This is a genomic window from Stenotrophomonas sp. (assembly GCF_059505245.1).
Genome location: NZ_JCACKF010000012.1, coordinates 108,491 through 123,571, shown reverse-complemented (window position 1 = coordinate 123,571; position 15,081 = coordinate 108,491). Strand labels below are relative to the sequence as shown.

At 67.4% G+C, this 15,081-nt stretch carries 16 protein-coding genes and 1 riboswitch; of the genes, 11 read left to right on the top strand and 5 right to left on the bottom strand.

What is annotated here, in order from left to right:
* Nucleotides 1-134: 134 nt before the first annotated feature.
* Complete coding sequence (locus AC5JLE_RS05090; protein ID WP_496065085.1) at nt 135-1,451, bottom strand: NCS2 family permease; 1,317 nt, start codon at nt 1,449-1,451, stop codon at nt 135-137.
* 92 nt (nt 1,452-1,543) lie between these two features.
* Complete coding sequence (ettA, locus tag AC5JLE_RS05085; protein WP_005415249.1) at nt 1,544-3,208, bottom strand: energy-dependent translational throttle protein EttA; 1,665 nt, start codon at nt 3,206-3,208, stop codon at nt 1,544-1,546.
* A 254-nt stretch (nt 3,209-3,462) separates the two neighbouring features.
* Between ettA and AC5JLE_RS05080 the strand changes: the two genes are divergently transcribed.
* The 6 genes from AC5JLE_RS05080 (at nt 3,463) to ribD (ending at nt 8,275) form a co-directional block, all read left to right on the top strand.
* A complete protein-coding gene (locus AC5JLE_RS05080; RefSeq protein WP_049408719.1) occupies nt 3,463-3,933 on the top strand; it encodes an RcnB family protein in 471 nt (156 codons plus the stop codon).
* Between the two features lie 188 nt (nt 3,934-4,121).
* On the top strand, nt 4,122-5,375 hold the full coding sequence (glyA, locus tag AC5JLE_RS05075; protein WP_241884631.1) for a serine hydroxymethyltransferase: 1,254 nt from the start codon (nt 4,122-4,124) through the stop codon (nt 5,373-5,375).
* A gap of 123 nt (nt 5,376-5,498) precedes the next feature.
* Complete coding sequence (locus AC5JLE_RS05070; protein ID WP_014645915.1) at nt 5,499-5,918, top strand: hypothetical protein; 420 nt, start codon at nt 5,499-5,501, stop codon at nt 5,916-5,918.
* A 27-nt stretch (nt 5,919-5,945) separates the two neighbouring features.
* Nucleotides 5,946-6,395 (top strand): hypothetical protein, encoded by a 450-nt coding sequence (locus AC5JLE_RS05065; RefSeq protein ID WP_032962449.1) that lies wholly within the window; start codon nt 5,946-5,948, stop codon nt 6,393-6,395.
* A 152-nt stretch (nt 6,396-6,547) separates the two neighbouring features.
* Nucleotides 6,548-7,069, top strand: coding sequence for a transcriptional regulator NrdR (nrdR, locus tag AC5JLE_RS05060; protein ID WP_010481984.1), 522 nt, complete (start codon nt 6,548-6,550; stop codon nt 7,067-7,069).
* A gap of 120 nt (nt 7,070-7,189) precedes the next feature.
* On the top strand, nt 7,190-8,275 hold the full coding sequence (gene ribD / locus AC5JLE_RS05055; RefSeq protein ID WP_197561548.1) for a bifunctional diaminohydroxyphosphoribosylaminopyrimidine deaminase/5-amino-6-(5-phosphoribosylamino)uracil reductase RibD: 1,086 nt from the start codon (nt 7,190-7,192) through the stop codon (nt 8,273-8,275).
* Nucleotides 8,276-8,310: 35 nt separating this feature from the next.
* Here the strand turns inward: ribD and AC5JLE_RS05050 are convergent, their stop codons facing one another.
* The 3 genes from AC5JLE_RS05050 to AC5JLE_RS05040 form a co-directional block, all read right to left on the bottom strand.
* The gene (locus tag AC5JLE_RS05050) at nt 8,311-8,688 is read right to left on the bottom strand and encodes a hypothetical protein (protein WP_197561549.1); all 378 of its coding nucleotides are present in this window, start codon (nt 8,686-8,688) and stop codon (nt 8,311-8,313) included.
* A gap of 147 nt (nt 8,689-8,835) precedes the next feature.
* Nucleotides 8,836-9,720, bottom strand: a complete 885-nt coding sequence (locus tag AC5JLE_RS05045; RefSeq protein ID WP_049442183.1) for a hypothetical protein — start codon at nt 9,718-9,720, stop codon at nt 8,836-8,838.
* A gap of 154 nt (nt 9,721-9,874) precedes the next feature.
* On the bottom strand, nt 9,875-10,495 hold the full coding sequence (locus AC5JLE_RS05040; protein ID WP_014645920.1) for a hypothetical protein: 621 nt from the start codon (nt 10,493-10,495) through the stop codon (nt 9,875-9,877).
* Nucleotides 10,496-10,872: 377 nt separating this feature from the next.
* Nucleotides 10,873-11,018, top strand: a riboswitch (FMN riboswitch).
* Between the two features lie 77 nt (nt 11,019-11,095).
* On the opposite strand from AC5JLE_RS05040, the gene AC5JLE_RS05035 reads away from it, so the two are divergent.
* The 5 genes from AC5JLE_RS05035 to thiL all read left to right on the top strand — a co-directional run bounded on the left by AC5JLE_RS05035 (nt 11,096) and on the right by thiL (nt 14,981).
* Nucleotides 11,096-11,722, top strand: a complete 627-nt coding sequence (locus AC5JLE_RS05035; RefSeq protein ID WP_014645921.1) for a riboflavin synthase — start codon at nt 11,096-11,098, stop codon at nt 11,720-11,722.
* Nucleotides 11,719-12,819 (top strand): 3,4-dihydroxy-2-butanone-4-phosphate synthase, encoded by a 1,101-nt coding sequence (ribB, locus tag AC5JLE_RS05030; RefSeq protein ID WP_014645922.1) that lies wholly within the window; start codon nt 11,719-11,721, stop codon nt 12,817-12,819. The genes AC5JLE_RS05035 and ribB overlap by 4 nt, the downstream gene beginning before the upstream one ends.
* Nucleotides 12,820-12,954: 135 nt before the next feature.
* Entirely contained in the window at nt 12,955-13,422 is a 468-nt protein-coding gene (ribH, locus tag AC5JLE_RS05025) for a 6,7-dimethyl-8-ribityllumazine synthase (RefSeq protein WP_005408061.1), read from the top strand.
* Complete coding sequence (gene nusB / locus AC5JLE_RS05020; protein WP_005415268.1) at nt 13,419-13,898, top strand: transcription antitermination factor NusB; 480 nt, start codon at nt 13,419-13,421, stop codon at nt 13,896-13,898. Before ribH ends, nusB begins: the two co-directional genes overlap by 4 nt.
* Before the next feature lie 120 nt (nt 13,899-14,018).
* Nucleotides 14,019-14,981 carry a thiamine-phosphate kinase gene (gene thiL / locus AC5JLE_RS05015; protein WP_197561895.1) on the top strand — a complete coding sequence of 321 codons (963 nt, stop codon included), beginning with the start codon at nt 14,019-14,021 and terminating at the stop codon, nt 14,979-14,981.
* Nucleotides 14,982-15,081: the final 100 nt, after the last annotated feature.

Here is a 15,081-nt window from a genome sequence, read left to right as displayed (position 1 = left end):
CATCATCCCAGAGCACCGTGGGTGGGAGGTGAACCCCGCGCCGGGTGGTGCCGGCCGCTGGCCGGCATCGTGCCCCGGGTGGCAGGTGAATCACCATCCGGTAGTGCCGGCCGCTGGCCGGCATCGCGCCCCGATTATTCCAACGCGTAGCGCAGCGCGAACAGCACCGCCACCAGCCACACCGCCGGATGCACTTCGCGCCAGCGGCCGGTGCCGGCCTTCAGCGCCGCATACGCGATGAAGCCAAACGCCAGGCCATTAGCGATGGAGTAGGTGAACGGCATCGCCAGGGCACACAGTGCGGCCGGCACCGATTCGGTCAGGTCGCTCCAGTCCACGTCCACCAGTTCGCGCAGCATCAGGCCGGCCACGAACAGCAGCGCCGGTGCGGTGGCATAGCCGGGCACCATCGCCGCCAGCGGCGAGAACAGCAGTGCGGCCAGGAACAGTGCCGACACCACCAGTGCAGTCAGGCCGGTGCGGCCGCCCACCTGCACGCCCGAGGCGCTTTCAGCGAACGCGGTAGTGCTGCTGGTGCCCAGCAGCGAACCGGCCACGATCGCCGTGCTGTCGGCCAGCAGCGCGCGGCCGAAACGCTTCTGCGCGCACGGCAGTTTCAGCAGTCCGGCGCGACCGACCACGCCATACAGGGTGCCGGTGGCATCGAACACTTCCACCAGCACGAACACCAGCACCACCTGCAGCAACACGGCGATCGGCGCGCCACCGTTGTGGTGCAGCAGGCCCGGCAGGTCCAGCTGCAGGAAGGTCGGCGCCAGGCTCGGCGGCAGCGAGACCAGGCCCTGGTACTGCACGTCGCCCAATGCCCAGCCCGCGCCGGTCACCGCCAGGATCCCGATCAGGATCGCGCCACGGATACGGCGCGCTTCCAGCACCGCGATCAGCAGGAAGCCGGCCAGTGCCAGCAGCGGCGGCGCCGTATTCAACGGGCCCAGCGCCACCAGCGTGTCTTCATTGCCGACGATCACGCCGGACTTCTGCAGCGCGATGATCGCCAGGAACAGGCCGATGCCGGCCACGATCGCCGAGCGCAGCGACGAAGGAATGCCCGACACCAGCCACGCCCGCACACCGGTCAGCGACAGCACCAGGAACACCAGGCCGGAGATGAATACCGCGCCCAGTGCCTGCTGCCACGGCAGGCCGGCGGCACCGACCACGGTGAAGGCGAAGAACGCGTTCAGGCCCATGCCCGGTGCCATGCCGACCGGGAAGTTGGCCGCCAGTGCCATCACCGCCGAACCCAGCGCCGCGGCCAGGCAGGTGGCCACGAACACCGCACCCGCATCCATGCCGGTGGTGCCGAGGATTTCCGGGTTGACGAAGACGATGTAGGACATCGTCAGGAAGGTGGTGACACCGGCCAGCAGCTCGGTACGCACGGTGGTGCCGTGCTGCTGCAGCTGGAACAGGCGCTCGAACAGGGACATGGGGCTTCTCGCGACAATAAGGTGTCACGACCAACGGTCGTGACCTACCCGAATGCAGAACGGCCGCGCAGAGCGCGGCCGTTCTTCCTTTCTTACTTCAGCGCCTTGAAGCGCAGGCGCTTCGGCGCGGCATCGTCGCCCATGCGACGCTTCTTGTCTTCCTCGTACTCGCGGTAGTTGCCCTGGAAGAACTCCACGTGCGAGTCGCCTTCGAAAGCGATGATGTGCGTGGCGATGCGGTCCAGGAACCAGCGGTCGTGCGAGATCACGAAGGTGTTGCCCGGGAACTCCAGCAGCGCGTCTTCCAGCGCACGCAGCGTTTCGATGTCCAGGTCGTTGGACGGTTCGTCGAGCAGCAGCACGTTGCCGCCCTGCAGCAGGGTCTTGGCCATGTGCAGGCGGCCACGCTCACCACCGGACAGCGAGCCGACCATCTTCTGCTGGTCCTGGCCCTTGAAGTTGAAGCGGCCGATGTAGGCGCGCGACTGGATCTCGATGCCGTTGATGTTGAGGATGTCCAGGCCACCGGCGATTTCCTGGAAGACGTTGTGGTTGCCTTCCAGCTTGTCGCGGCTCTGGTCCACGTAGGACAGCTGCACGGTCGGGCCGATCACGATCTCGCCCGAATCCGGCTTCTCCTGGCCGGTGATCATCTTGAACAGCGTCGACTTGCCGGCGCCGTTCGGGCCGATGATGCCGACGATCGCGCCCGGCGGAATCAGCATCGACAGGTTGTCGATCAGCAGGCGGTCGCCGAACTTCTTGGAGACGTTCTTGAACTCCATCACCATGTTGCCCAGGCGCTCGCCCGGCGGGATGAAGATTTCGTTGGTCTCGTTGCGCTTCTGGTAATCCTGCGACTGCAGCTCTTCCAGGCGGGCCAGACGGGCCTTGCCCTTGGAGCGGCCGCCCTTGGCGTTCTGGCGCGACCACTCCAGTTCCTTCTGGATCGCCTTCTGGCGGGCCTTTTCCTGGTTCTCTTCCTGCTTCAGGCGCTCATCCTTCTGCACCAGCCATTCGGTGTAGTTGCCCTTCCACGGAATGCCGCGGCCGCGGTCCAGTTCCAGGATCCACTCGGCGGCGTTGTCCAGGAAGTAGCGATCGTGGGTGACCGCCACCACGGTGCCGGTATAGCGCGCCAGGAACTGTTCCAGCCATTCCACCGACTCGGCGTCGAGGTGGTTGGTCGGTTCGTCGAGCAGCAGCATGTCCGGCTTCTGCAGCAGCAGGCGGCACAGTGCGACGCGGCGCTTTTCACCGCCGGACAGGTTGGCGATCTTGGCATCCCACGGCGGCAGGCGCAGCGCATCGGCAGCCACGTCCAGCTGGTTTTCCAGGGTGTGCGCGTCGCCGGCGGCCAGGATCGCCTCGAGGCGCTCCTGTTCCTTGGCCAGCGCGTCGAAGTCGGCGCCTTCCTCGGCGTAGGCGGCGTACACCGCCTCCAGCGCGGCCTGGGCCTGCAGCACTTCGCCCACGCCTTCCTCGACCGACTCGCGCACGGTCTTGTTCGGGTCCAGTTCCGGTTCCTGCGCCAGGTAACCGACCTTGATGCCGGGCTGCGGGCGGGCTTCACCCTCGAAATCGGTGTCCACGCCGGCCATGATCTTCAGCACGGTGGACTTGCCGGCGCCGTTCAGGCCCAGCAGGCCGATCTTCGCGCCCGGGAAGAAGGACAGGGAAATGTCCTTGATGATCTGCCGCTTGGGCGGGACCACCTTGGACACGCGGTTCATGGTGTAGATGTATTGCGAGGACATGCGGTCTCCGTAGGCGCGGCCCTGCGCCCGACCCGTCACGGGAACATCCCGTTGCGGCAGCGGGCACAGACTGGAATGGAATACCGCCAATTATAGCCGGAACCGGTTCCGGCCCGCGCCCGGCCGGAGCCGCGCAGGCTGGCCGTGGCCTGAATACTCCGTCACAGTCCTGCAGCGGGAAGCGTTTCCAGCCGGAAACGGTTCAGATCGGTTGCGCAATATGGGCTCACCACCCACCCAAGCAGAGGTCTGACATGCGCATCAATCGAGTAATGGCCGGCGCCGTGGCCTCTGTGCTGGCGCTGGGCGCCGTGACCCCGGCCTTCGCCGACAACGACCATCGCCGCGACCACGACCGCCGCGAGTGGCGCGAGGATCGCCGTGAGTGGCGCCAGGACCGCCGCGACTGGGAGCGCGACCGCCGCGAGGCCCGGCGCGACTGGGAACGCGACCGCCGCGACTGGCACCGTGACCATGATCGCTACTACCGCCCGGCACCGCCGCGCGTGGTCTATCGCCCGGCCTATGGCCCGGGCTATGGCTGGAAGGTCGGCCACCGCTACCGCGACTACTACCGCGGCCCGGTCTACGTGGTGAACGACTACCCGCGCTACAACCTGCGCCGCCCGCCGTACGGCCATCAGTGGATCCGGGATGATCGCGGCAACATGCTGCTGGTGGCCATCGCCACCGGTGTGATCGCCCAGTACGTGCTCAGTCGCTGAGGATCGCGGCCGGGGTCGGATCCCTTTCCAACGGAAAGGACTCTGACCCCACAACTATCGATCGAAACCATACGGGGCCGGATTCCTTCGGGGATGCCGGCCCCGTCCGTTTCGGCCCCAGCGGGCCAGTGCGGAGCTACAATCGAGGGCTGAGCCGTACCCCTTTTCCCTGCCTGCTGGAGTACCCGATGTTCCCGCGTGACGTCCGCATCGAATCCTACGATCCCGAACTGGCCAAGGCCATCGCCGCTGAGACCCAGCGCCAGGAAGACCACGTCGAGCTGATCGCCAGCGAGAACTACACCAGCCCGGCGGTGATGGAAGCCCAGGGCAGCCAGCTGACCAACAAGTACGCCGAAGGCTACCCGGGCAAGCGCTACTACGGTGGCTGCGAATACGTGGACATCGCCGAGCAGCTGGCGATCGACCGCCTGAAGCAGCTGTTCGATGCGGACTATGCCAACGTGCAGCCGCACAGCGGTTCGCAGGCCAACCAGGCCGTGTACTTCGCCCTGCTGCAGCCGGGTGACACCATCCTCGGCATGAGCCTGGCCCACGGTGGCCACCTCACCCACGGCGCCAAGGTCAATGCCTCGGGCAAGCTGTTCAACGCCGTGCAGTACGGCGTCAACGACCAGGGCCTGATCGATTACGACGAAGTCGAGCGCCTGGCCCTGGAGCACAAGCCGAAGATGGTCGTGGCCGGCTTCTCGGCCTACTCGCAGGTGATCGACTGGGCGCGCTTCCGCGCCATCGCCGACAAGGTCGGCGCCTACCTGTTCGTCGACATGGCCCACGTCGCCGGCCTGGTCGCCGCAGGCGTCTACCCGAGCCCGCTGGAACACGCCCACGTGGTCACCTCCACCACCCACAAGACCCTGCGCGGCCCGCGCGGCGGCATCATCATCGCCAAGGGCGCCGACGAAGACCTGGTCAAGAAGCTGCAGTCGATCGTGTTCCCGGGCATCCAGGGCGGTCCGCTGATGCACGTCATCGCCGGCAAGGCCGTGGCCTTCAAGGAAGCGCTGGAGCCGGGCTTCAAGGCCTACCAGCAGCAGGTGGTGAAGAACGCCCAGGCGATGGCCAGCACGCTGATCGCGCGTGGCTACAAGATCGTCTCCGGCGGCACCCAGAACCACCTGATGCTGGTGGACATGATCGGCAAGGACGTGTCCGGCAAGGACGCGGAAGCCGCGCTGGGCAAGGCCCACATCACCGTCAACAAGAACTCGGTGCCGAACGACCCGCGTTCGCCGTTCGTGACCTCGGGCCTGCGCCTGGGCACCCCGGCGGTGACCACCCGCGGTTACGTCGAGCAGGATTGCGTCGACCTGGCCAACTGGATCGCCGACGTGCTCGACGCACCGAACGATGACGCGGTCATCGCCCGCGTGCGCGACGCCGTCAGCGCGCAGTGCCGCAAGTACCCGGTCTACGGCTGATCGGAGAGTGGGGTCGGAGCCCTTCCTGGCGGAAAGGGATCCGACCCCGCCACCCAGTCGACGCCGGGGTCCGATCCCTTCCCGCAGGGAAGGGCTCTGACCCCGGCATCGGAGTAACCGCGCATGGATGAGCGCCACCTCAAGTACCTGTACACCGCGCTGGCGGTGCTGTTTGGCCTGCCCAGCCTGGTGATGGGCGGCGCGGCGGCGACGATGCTGCTGCTGATGGGGCTGGGCCAGTTCGGTCATGGCACGCTGGCCTCGGTGACGGTGATGCCGCTGTGGGGCCTGGCCGGCATTGCCGGCTGCCTGGCCTGGTTGTGGCTCAGCGCGGGTTTTCTGCTGCAGGGGCGTGCCGGGCTGCACGTGCACCGCCTCTGGTGGTGGATGCTGCTGGCGGGCGGTCTCGCCGCCTTGCCCCCGCTGGGGCTGGCGCTGTGGTGGGGCATCGCCGTGCATGCCGAAGGCATCGGCTTGTTGCTGCTGGGCCCGTCGATGCTGGTGCCGGCTGCGATGCTGGTGTGGATCAAACGCCGCGCATGACGTGGCCCATGGAAGGAAATCGAACGCATGGATGAGCGTCTGCACAAACGCTGGATGGCGATCGCCGGCCTGCTGGTGGGCCTGCCCACCGTGGCAGCAGGCGGCACGGGTGCCGTGCTGGGGCTGATGGTCGTATGGGACGGCAAGTACCTGACGGGCGACGAGCACACGTGGTTGCTGCTGTGGTCGTCGGCTGGAATCATCGGCCTGCTGTCGTGGTTGTGGCTGAGCGGCCTGTTCCTGTGGCGCGGTGTTGCCGGCCTGCGCCAATCACCGGTTGTCGCCTGGGTCGGCCTTGCGCTGGGGGTGCTGGCCGCGTTGGCCGTGGTCGCCGCCGCGTTGTACTTCACCTTCAAGCATGGGGAAATCTCGACCCTGGCCTTCCTTGGGTTCGGCCCGCCGCTGCTGGTGATGGCCGGGCACCTGGCGTGGCTGCGCTGGGCACGCGCGGCCCCGGTGCCGTCGGCACCTGGTTGAACGTCTGGTCCTGCTGACCTCACTGGACGCTCTGGTTGGCCGAAATGCAGGTACTTCCGCGCAGGCAGCATTTGCCGCTGCGCCCTTTCTCAGGTACCTTTGCGACGCTGCCATGACCGTGGCAATAGGTACTTTCCTGAGCCAGGCGTTCCATGCACTGCCCCTTCTGCCAACATGCCGATACCCGGGTCATCGACTCGCGCGTCTCTGAAGACGGCGCGACGATCCGTCGTCGGCGTGAATGTGAAGCCTGCGGCGAGCGCTTCAGCACCCTGGAAACGGTCGAACTGAAGCTGCCGGCCATCGTCAAGAGCGATGGCACCCGCGAGGCGTTCGACCAGCGCAAGGTCCGCGCTGGCTTCGACCGCGCGCTGCAGAAGCGTGCGGTGGCCGAAGACAAGATCGAAGCAGCGGTGCGTGCGGTGGTTCACCAGCTGCGCATCAGCGGCGAGCGCGAAGTGCCCTCGATCAAGGTCGGCGAGTTCGTGATGAACGAACTGCGCAAGCTCGATCATGTCGGCTACGTGCGCTTCGCTTCGGTCTACCGCAGCTTCGAGGACGTGGCCGATTTCCGCGAGGAGATCGAGAAGCTCGAGCGCGACCTGCCGTCCAGTACCGAACAGCTGCAGCTGCTGGGCGATGTGATCGCCCTGACCAAGAAGAAGAAGGGCTGACTGCCTCTGCCTTGGGGGTGCCAACCTTGGTTGGCACCGATGGCCGCATTCACTGGTGGGTGCCAACCGTTGGTTGGCACTGACGGCATGGATCAACACCGGCGGCGTTACCATGGCTGCATGACCACTTCGTTCTCCGTCCTCGACCACCTGCACATGGCCAACGCGCTGCGCCTGGCCGAGCGTGCCGCCTATACCACCCGCCCCAACCCGATGGTCGGCTGCGTGATCGCCCACGGCGAACGCGTGGTCGGGCAGGGCTGGCACCAGCGCGCCGGTGGCCCGCATGCGGAAGTGTTCGCCCTGCGCGAGGCCGGCAGCGAAGCACGCGGTGCCACCGCCTACGTCACCCTGGAACCCTGCGCCCACTACGGGCGCACGCCACCGTGTGCGCTGGCCTTGATCGAAGCCGGCGTGTCGCGCGTGGTCGCGGCGATGCGTGATCCGTTCCCGAAGGTCGATGGCGGTGGGTTCGATCTGCTGCGCAATGCCGGCATCGAGGTCGCCGAAGGGCTGATGGCGGCGCAGGCGCGGGAGCTCAACAAGGGCTTCCTGTCGCGCGTGGAGCGCAATCGGCCGTGGTTGCGGGTGAAGCTGGCCGCCAGCCTGGATGGCCGTACCGCGATGGCCGATGGCAGCTCCAAGTGGATCACCGGGCCGGCCGCGCGCGAGGATGTGCAGCACTGGCGCGCGCGCGCCGGTGCGATCCTGACCGGCGCCGACACGGTGCTGGCCGACGACCCGATGCTGACCGTGCGCCTGGCCGATACCGAAGTGATGGCACCACTGCGTGTGGTGCTGGATTCGCGCCTGCGCTCGCTCGAATGCAGCCGCGTGCGCGAGGGCGGGGCACCGACGCTGTACCTGCACGCTGCGGCGGTGAGCGCACCGGACGCGGCCGACGCCGAATTCGCCAGCGTGCCCAGCGCAGAGGGGCGGTTGGACCTGGGCGCGGTGCTGGCGCTGCTGGCCGAGCGCGGCATCAACGAAGTGCACACCGAAGCCGGCGCGACACTGGCCGGTGCGCTGCTGCGCGGTGGCTGGGTCGATGAGCTTCTGCTCTATCAGGCGCCCACGCTGCTGGGCGACAACGGCCGCCCGCTGCTGGCTGGCCTCGGCATTGATGCCATGGACCAGCAGCGTCGCCTGCGCGTGGTTGACCAGCGCCAGGTCGGCGAGGACAACAGGCTGCTGCTGCGCCCATGAAGGAATGACGCAGAGCAGGGGCTACGCCCATGGCGTCAGGCCGCTTCGTCGTCTTCTTCGCCGACCGGGCACTGGCCCTTCCACTGCTGCTTCCACAGCACATGCAGGTCGCGGCAGTACGCGCCGAGCGCCTCGCCCGGCAGTTGCCTCGCCTTGAACCGCAACTGGCGACGCGTAAAACCGTCGTCGTACTCATCCGGCAGTACCAGCACGGCACACTGATCGTGGTACATCGGGAAATCGCGGCAGTGGTCGTCATTGCTCATCCACGCATCCAGGTGCCTGTCGCTCAGCTGGGTTGACTCGAAGGCGACCGAGGGTTGGACGACGATGATCTTCGTGGCTTTGAACTTGGACGCTTCGGCCTGCCAGCACACCATCAGCGCCAGCAACATGAGCGCGGTCGACGTCATACGGTGTTTCATGCGGTTGCCCCCGGGGGAAGAGGGCAACAGCATTGACCATGCAGGCCGCGCAGGGCCATGCAAGGGTTCTGAAAATGCAGTTGCCCTTGCCGTCGGCAACGCTGGGCAGCGCGTAGGCTCGGCGTTACATCCCGCTCACGCGCATTCGTCGGTCCACATCATCTCGGCGATCGGGCGCAGTGCCTTGCATTCCTGCGTCATGTCTTCGGCTGACTTCACCTTCGCCTTGGCCTTCAGTTCCTCGGTCATGGCATCCACGCCACTGATCTGGTCCGGCGCGATCTTCGCCACGCAGGCGCGGTGCTGCTGCAGCAGCAGGTCACAGCCGGGTACGCCGGTCACCTTCGGTGCGCTGGCCGCCTGCGCGTCCTGCATCCAGTCCTCGAACGGTGCCAGCGCGCCGGTCACGGTACCCACCAGATCGTCGAAGTTGCCGCTGTACCAGTAGCCGTTGTCCTTGGCCGGGTACAGGGTGAAGGTGCCGCTGACCGGCACGCGCGCACCGCTCTGCAGCGCCTGGGTGTAGGCGTCGGTGAACTGCTTGCGCGCGGCCGGGCTGGCGTCGGCTGCAAGGCTGGCGGCGAACAGCGGGCGCACCTTGCCGAGGTCGGGCACCTGGCAGCTGAAAGTGATGCGCGCCAGCTTCTGGTCTTCCACGTACTCGTTGTCTTCAATCACGCTCTTGCTGGCGCGGCACTTCGAATCACGCAGGGCCTTGGCATACAGCGCTTCGGTGGCGGCCGCGTCGGCCTTTGCGCCGGTGCTGGCTAGTACGACCTGCCACGGTTCGGCCAGCGCCTTGGCCAGCGCACCCGGGTTCGGGGTCACCGCGTCCTGGCCTTCGAACGCCGGCTTCAGCGCATCGTTGAGCGCGCGGGTCGCCGCGGCGTCATCTTCCAGCAGCACGCGTGCGTACAGGTCGAAAGCCTGTTCGGGCGTCAGCGTGGCGGGGGCTGCGCCGGCCAGCAGCGGGGCCGCCAGCAGGGCGCTGGCCAGCAGGGTACGCAAGGGAGTCTTCATGACGGTGTTTCCTGTTCCAGAGGCGCGCAAGCGTAGCGCATCTTTGCGCAGGCCCGATGGTGCCCTGTGGCCGCCTGCCGGCGCGCGCGGGCCCAAAAAAAAACGGGCCCCTTGCGGGGCCCGTTCGATCGCACGACGAGGAGCGATCGGTAAATCAGAAGCTGGCGCGGACGCCGACCGAGTACTGGGTGACGTCGCGGTAGCCGGCGATCTCGCCCACTACACCCCAGGTCTTGGTGAAGTTGACCTGGCCGCCGACGGTACCGACCCAGGTGCCCTTGTAGTTGTTGCCGCCATCCATGTAACCGGCCTTGGCCCAGGCTTCGGTCATGCGCGACGGCTTGCCACGGATACCCATGGTGACGCGGCCCAGGTTGGTGTGGTCCTTGCCGTGGTAACGCACGCCGTCGTAGCGCAGGGTCGATTCGGCGTTCTGGCGCACCCAGGCGGCATCGGCGGTGAAGTCCAGGCGGTCGGTCCACGGCATGTGGTAGCCGATACCCAGCTCCGGCTGGTTCAGTTCCAGCTTCAGCGAGTCTTCGCCGTAGTGGCGGGTCTTGCTGGTGCGCGACCAGCCACCGAACACGTAAACCTGCTCGGCCAGCGCGACCGAGCCGCGCAGGTAGCCGCCGTCGACCTTCGGGTCGTCCAGCACGTTGTCGTCAACCTGGACCTGGGTCCAGCCGCCTTCCACGTAGGTGTAGCTCAGGGCGTCGGCCGAAGCCGAGAACGGAGCAGCGGCCAGCAGGGCGGCCACGATCAGGATCTTGCGCATGGGAATTCCTGTGAATTTCAGTCCATTGGCGGGCCTGCCCTCGCGGCTGCCCGTGGCGACCTCATGTCGTCCGCTGCGGATTTTAATGAAAGTTTTACAAAATGCGAGAGACGGCCGTCACAAGCTGGTCTGGCTTGGCCGGGGTCAGAGCCCTTTCCTGCGGAAAGGGATCCGACCCCGGTCATCAGAATGCGAGCCGGCCGAGCCGGCCTGCATCGGGGTCGGATCCGTTTTCCGTCGGAAAACGGCTCTGACCCGTAGCGATTTCGAGAGGGCCGGGGCCAGAGCCCTTGCCTGCGGAAAGGGATCCGACCCCGGTCATCCCCACCCCGTTCAGCACGGGCTGGTACACTAGCCACGCCGGTTTGCCGGTACACAAACGTCTTCAGGGCGGGGTGCAATTCCCCACCGGCGGTAGGTGCGCAAGCACGAGCCCGCGAGCGCCCCGGCCCACGGCCGGGGGTCAGCAGATCCGGTCCAATGCCGGAGCCGACGGTCATAGTCCGGATGAAAGAAGACGGTGCCACAGGGCCTTCGCGGCCCTGCGCCCGCCTGTTTGCCTTGCGGCGTTTTTCGCTCACTTTTCGCGGAGAACGTTACTTGTTTACTGGAATCATCGAGGGCGTCGGCCGTCTGGCCGCACGCGAATCCATCGGCGGCGATGTCCGCTTCACCTTCCATGTCGGGAATCTGCCGTTCGACCACGTGCAGATGGGCGAGAGCATCGCCATCAACGGCGTCTGCCTCACCGTCATCGCGTTCGACGCCAGCAGCTTCCAGGCCGATGCCTCCACCGAGACCCTGGGCCTGACCACGCTGGGCCAGTTGGGCGAAGGGGCGGTCATCAACCTGGAGCGCGCCATGCGCCCGACCGACCGCCTGGGCGGCCATCTGGTCAGCGGCCACGTCGACGGCCTCGGCCAGGTGCTGTCCATCCATGACGACGCGCGGGCCCAGCGCTGGCGTTTCGCCGCGCCGGCCTCGCTGCGCCGCTATATCGCCAAGAAGGGCTCGATCTGCGTTGACGGCGTCAGCCTCACCGTCAACGAAGTGGACGACGACGGTTTTGAAGTCGCCCTGATCCCGCACACCGTGGCCAACACCGCCTTCTCCGCCACCGGCGTGGGCAGCGCGGTCAATCTGGAAATCGATCTGGTGGCCCGTTACGTCGAGCGATTGATGGGTGTGCCGAGCAACGGTCAGCACCCACAGGGAGACGCAGCATGAACTTCGCCCCGATTCCGGAAATCCTGGAAGACATCCGCCTGGGCCGCATGGTGGTCATCGTCGATGACGAAGACCGCGAGAACGAAGGCGACCTGATCATGGCCGCCGAGCTGGTCAAGCCGTCGGACATCAACTTCATGGTCACCCACGGCCGCGGCCTGGTGTGCCTGCCGCTGACCCGCAGCCGCGCCGCCGACCTCGGCCTGGCGCCGATGGTGCAGGCCAATACCGCCCAGTTCCAGACCAACTTCACGGTCAGCATCGAGGCCGCCGAGGGCGTCACCACCGGCATTTCGGCGCATGACCGCGCGCATACCATCCGCACCGCGGTAAAGCCCAATGCCAAGCCGTCGGACCTGCACCAGCCGGGCCACATCTTCCCGCTGATCGCCCAGCCGGGCGGCGTGCTGACCCGCGCCGGCCACACCGAAGCCGGCGTCGACCTGGCCATGCTGGCCGGGCTGGAACCGGCCGGCGTGCTGGTGGAGATCCTGAACCCGGATGGCAGCATGGCGCGCCGCCCGGAGCTGGAAGTGTTCGCCCGCGAGCACGGCCTGAAAATGGGCTCCATCGCCGATCTGATCGCCTATCGCCTGGCCACCGAAAAGACCGTCGAGCGCGTGGACGAGCGCGAGATCGACACCGAATTCGGTCCGTTCAAGCTGGTGACCTACCGCGACCGCATCGCCCACGACCTGCACTTCGCGCTGGTTCGTGGCACGCCGGATGCGGACACCCCGACCCTGGTGCGCGTGCAGGTGGAAAACCCGCTGGCCGACCTGCTGCACTGGCGCCGCGACGACTTCGGCGTGGCGGCCACCGATGCCCTGCGCGCGATCGATGCCGAAGGCGCCGGCGTGATGGTGGTGCTGTCGGCCCCGCGCGACGGTGAAGCCCTGCTGGCCCGCCTGCGTCAGCAGCCGGCGCCGGTGGTGCCGGGCAAGGACAAGGATGTGGGCCAGTGGCGCCGCAACGGTGCCGGTGCACAGATCCTGTCTGACCTGGGCCTGGGCAAGCTGCGGGTGCTGGGCACCCCGCGCCGCCAGGTTGGCCTGGCCGGTTACGGCCTGGAAGTGGTGGAGACGGTCACCCTGTAATGGGGATTGCCGGCCAGCGGCCGGCACTACCGGTGGGTGCCGACCGTTGGTCGGCACGCCCTTGCGCCCCCGCCAGCCACGGCCGGGGCCCATCCACGCTAGAATTACCCCCTTATCGAGTCCCCCAAGCCGCATATGAGCCACTTCGAAGGCGATCTTCGCACTCCCGAATCGGCGCGCTTCGCCATCCTGGCCAGCCGCTGGAATGCCCGCATCACCGACACGCTGGTCGCTGGCGCTCGCCAGAGCCTGGCCGGCAACGGCATCACCGAAGCCAACATCGACGTGATCCGCGTGCCGGGTGCCTGGGAACTGCCGCTGGTGGCCGCGCGCCTGGCCGCCGCCCATGAACACGCCGCCATCCTCACCCTGGGCTGCGTGATCCGTGGCGATACCCGTCATTACGAGCACGTGGCCGACCGCTGCGCCGAGGGCCTGATGCGCGTGCAGCTGGACTTCGGCGTGCCGGTGCTGAACGGCGTGCTGGCGGTGGAACGCGTGGAAGACGCCGAGGCCCGCGCAGGCGGCAGCCACGGCAACAAGGGCGAGGAAGTCGCACTCGCCGCACTGGAAATGGTCAATCTGCTGGAGCAACTGCCATGAACAAGAACACCCAGGGCAAGCCCTCCGGTAAACCCGTCCGCCGCGATGGCGTCGATCCGGTGCTGCGCTCGCGCGCCCGCCGTCGTGCCGTGCAGGCCATCTACGCCTGGCAGATCTCCGGCGGCAACGCCCAGTCGCTGATCGCCCAGTTTGCCCACGAGCAGGCCCGCGAAATTGCCGACCTGGCGTACTTCGAGGCGCTGGTGCACGGCGTGCTCGACAACCGTCGCGACATCGACGAAGCGCTCGGCCCGTACCTGGACCGCGGCATCGAGGAAGTGGACGCGATCGAACGCGCAGTGCTGCGCCTGGCCGCCTACGAGCTGCGCTACCGCCTGGACGTGCCGTACCGCGTGGTGATCAACGAAGCGATCGAATCGGCCAAGCGTTTCGGTTCCGAACACGGCCACACCTACGTCAACGGCGTGCTGGATCGTGCCGCCGTGGAATGGCGCAAGGTCGAATCGGGTCACTGACCCGCCTGTGGTAGTGCCGGCCGCTGGCCGGCAACTGCAGGGATTCTGAGGTTGCCGGCCTGCGGCCGGCACTACCGCCCACCGCGCACGGCGCGGCACGTACAAACGCGGGAGCGCCCCATGTCCCTGGCCGAATTCGCCCTCATCGACCGCATCCGCGCCCGCACCGTCGAGCGCGACGACATCGTGCTCGGCATCGGCGATGACGCCGCGCTGCTGCAGCCGCGCCCGAACGAGCAACTGGTGGTCACCGCCGACACGCTCAACAGCGGCGTGCATTTCCCGGCCGAGACCCCGGCGTTCGACGTCGGCTGGAAGACGCTGGCCGTCAACCTGTCCGACCTCGCCGCGATGGGCGCGCGCCCGGCCTGGTGCACGCTGGCGCTGTCGCTGCCCGAGGCCAGCGAAGACTGGATCGATGCCTTCGCCGATGGCTTTTTCGCCCTGGCCGACCAGCACGACATCGCCCTGATCGGCGGTGACACCACGCGTGGCCCGCTGTCGCTGTCGGTGACCGCGATGGGCCAGGTCTCCCGCGGCCAGGCCCTGCGTCGTGATCGCGCACAGATTGGCGATGACATCTGGGTCAGTGGCACCCTCGGCGATGCTGCCGGTGCGCTGCGCCTGTGGCAGCAGGGCGCATTGAACGTCACCGCCGCCACCCTGCTGGCCGACTACGAAGCCCTGCGCCTGCGCCTGCTGCGTCCCACCCCGCGCGTTACCCTTGGCCTGCGCCTGCGTGCATTCGCGCATGCCGCCGTGGACATCTCCGATGGCCTGCTGGCCGACCTGGGCCACATCGCCGCACGCAGCGGTGTGCGCGCCGAAGTCGACGCCGATGCATTGCCGATGTCGTCGGCACTGCGCGAACTGCTCGGCCGTGATGGCGCCCGTGACTGCGCGCTGCACGGCGGCGACGACTACGAACTGTGCTTCACCGCCGCCGCCGACCAGCGCGACGCGCTGCACTACGTGGCCGAGTCGCTGGACGTGCCGATCACCCGCATTGGCCGCATCATGGAAGGGCAGGGCGTGCACACCGAAGGCCACGACGGCCCGAGCGGATACGAGCACTTCGCCTGACCATGGCCCGGCGCTACCGTGTTGCTCTGGTAGGTGCCAACCTTGGCTGGCACGGATGTGTCAGGCCTTCGTGCCGACACTGCGTCGACCAAGGTCGACG